General features: G+C 37.9%; 3 protein-coding genes. 2 read left to right on the top strand and 1 reads right to left on the bottom strand.

What is annotated here, in order from left to right; genetic code table 11:
• Positions 1–107: 107 nt before the first annotated feature.
• Positions 108–977, bottom strand: a complete 870-nt coding sequence (locus tag CXF71_RS11580) for an NAD(P)-dependent oxidoreductase (protein WP_101233117.1) — start codon at positions 975–977, stop codon at positions 108–110.
• A gap of 201 nt (positions 978–1,178) precedes the next feature.
• Between CXF71_RS11580 and CXF71_RS11575 the strand changes: the two genes are divergently transcribed.
• Both CXF71_RS11575 and CXF71_RS11570 read left to right on the top strand, forming a co-directional pair.
• Positions 1,179–1,661, top strand: a complete 483-nt coding sequence (locus CXF71_RS11575) for a glutathione peroxidase (protein WP_101233116.1) — start codon at positions 1,179–1,181, stop codon at positions 1,659–1,661.
• Positions 1,662–1,664: 3 nt separating this feature from the next.
• On the top strand, positions 1,665–2,095 hold a 431-nt coding region (locus tag CXF71_RS11570; protein ID WP_101233115.1), incomplete at its 3' end, for a MarR family winged helix-turn-helix transcriptional regulator.

Below are 2,095 nucleotides of genomic sequence, written 5' to 3'. Positions count from 1 at the left end.
AATATCAATCAAAAATAAGTCAATATGAATTCAACCTGTCCTCATGTTAAGTCACGTAAGATTAACTAATTTTGTGTATACCATTTGAAGATAGGCAATGGGTATTATTACTTGTCAATACGAGAAATTAAACTAGAAGTATCCCAACGACTACCGCCGTTCGCTTGAATTTCTTGATAATAACCATCAAGTTGTTTAGTTATCGTTAAGTCAGCACCTAATTTTTCAGCCTCTTTAAAAGCGATAGCCAGATCTTTTCTCACCCAGTCGACAGCAAAACCAAAGTCAAACTCACCCGCACACATCGTTTTGCCACGATTGTCCATTTGCCAAGAGCCTGCCGCGCCTTTACCAATAGTATCAAGTAACTTGTCAGTGTCTAACCCCGCTTTTTTGGCAAAGTTCAAACCTTCTGCTAAGCCTTGTACCGTATTAACAAAACAGATTTGATTAACCATTTTAGCTAATTGACCTGAGCCGACTGGGCCCATTATTTGGCTAAAACGCGCGAATGCAGCCATAACAGGCTCAGCTTTAGTAAATACGGCATCATCACCGCCGACCATTACCGTAAGCACGCCATTTTCAGCGCCTGCTTGACCACCAGAAACGGGCGCATCTAAAAAGAATTGACCATTTTTATCTGCAATTTCACCAAGTTCAATGGCAAGCTCTGCTGATGCCGTTGTATGATCAACAAAGATACTGCCTTTAGCAAGACCTGCGAAAATCCCGTCGTCACCTAATGCAATCTGCCTTACGTCATCATCATTACCTACACAAGCAAAGACGATGTCACAATCTTTTGCTGCTAGTGCTGGCGTTGAGGCAATATCACCCTCAAATTCTTTCTGCCAAGCTAAGGCTTTATCGTTATTACGGTTATATACACAAACTTGATGACCGGCATTTTTCAAATGTCCTGCCATTGGGTAACCCATAACGCCTAGACCAATAAATGCTACTTTCATATATATACCTTTCACTCATTAATTTGTTAATTCATTCAACCACGTCAGTTTACTTCAGTTTTTTATTTTGCTCTAGCAACTTTGCAATTGATCACTTTTCATTTACAATGAACCAATCAACATTGCGCACAACTTTATTTAGCGCAACACATATAAAATAACAGAGCCATTAAAACAGGCTTCTATTTAACGTTAAGGGTAATCTAGATGACTAATATTTATCAATTTTCAGTAAAAAACATCCAGCAAGAAACTATTGAATTAGCGCAGTTTACCGATAAAGTTATGCTTATTGTTAATACTGCCAGTAACTGTGGTTTTACTCCCCAATACCAAGGATTACAATCTCTACATGATTCATTTCAAGCAAAAGGTTTTGAAGTGTTAGCTTTCCCGTGTAATCAATTTAAACAACAAGAAGCTGGCAGTAACGAAGAGATACAGCAATTTTGTGACTTACGTTTCAATATAAAATTCCAACTATTTAATAAAATTGACGTCAATGGCGCTAACGCAGATCCACTATTTAACTATTTAAAGGAAGAGGCTCCCGGTATTCTTGGCTCAAAGTCAATAAAATGGAATTTCACTAAATTTTTAGTTAATCGCCAAGGAGAAGTAGTAAAACGTTATGCACCTACAACAAAACCTGAAGCGATTACCGCTGATATTGAAAAGTTGTTGAAATAGCTGATGAGTAATAACTTACTACTAGAAAAACAGCTATGTTTTCGCATTTATAGTTTAAATAAATTAATGTGTCGACTTTACGCGCCAATTTTAAAGGACTTGGCACTAACCTATCCTCAATATCTAGCCATGTTGGTTTTATGGCAACATAAAGAAGGTATTTCGGTTAAAGCGTTAGGGAGTCAACTTGATTTGGATTCTGGCACACTGTCACCCTTATTAAAACGTATGGAAACTCAAGGCTTACTTAGCAGAGTCCGTCAGTCTAAAGATGAGCGAGTGGTTATCATTAAATTAACGGCAAAAGGCATAGCGCTGCAACAAGACGCTGAGCATATCCCTGAAAAAATGTTTGGGGTGACTGGATTAACACCAGAGAAGTTGAAAAGTTTGACCCTAGATTTGGATCAGTTAATTACTCACATGAGTAACTA

This window comes from Colwellia sp. 12G3 (assembly GCF_002836775.1).
Classification (GTDB): Bacteria; Pseudomonadota; Gammaproteobacteria; order Enterobacterales; family Alteromonadaceae; genus Colwellia.
The sequence above is the reverse complement of the archived record's forward strand: the minus strand, read 5'-3'. Positions and strand labels throughout refer to the sequence as shown.

Excerpts from the sequence above, each read along its gene's own strand:
- CXF71_RS11575 (WP_101233116.1), top strand. The coding sequence starts at position 1,179 with ATGACTAATATTTATCAATTTTCAGTAAAAAACATCCAGCAAGAAACT.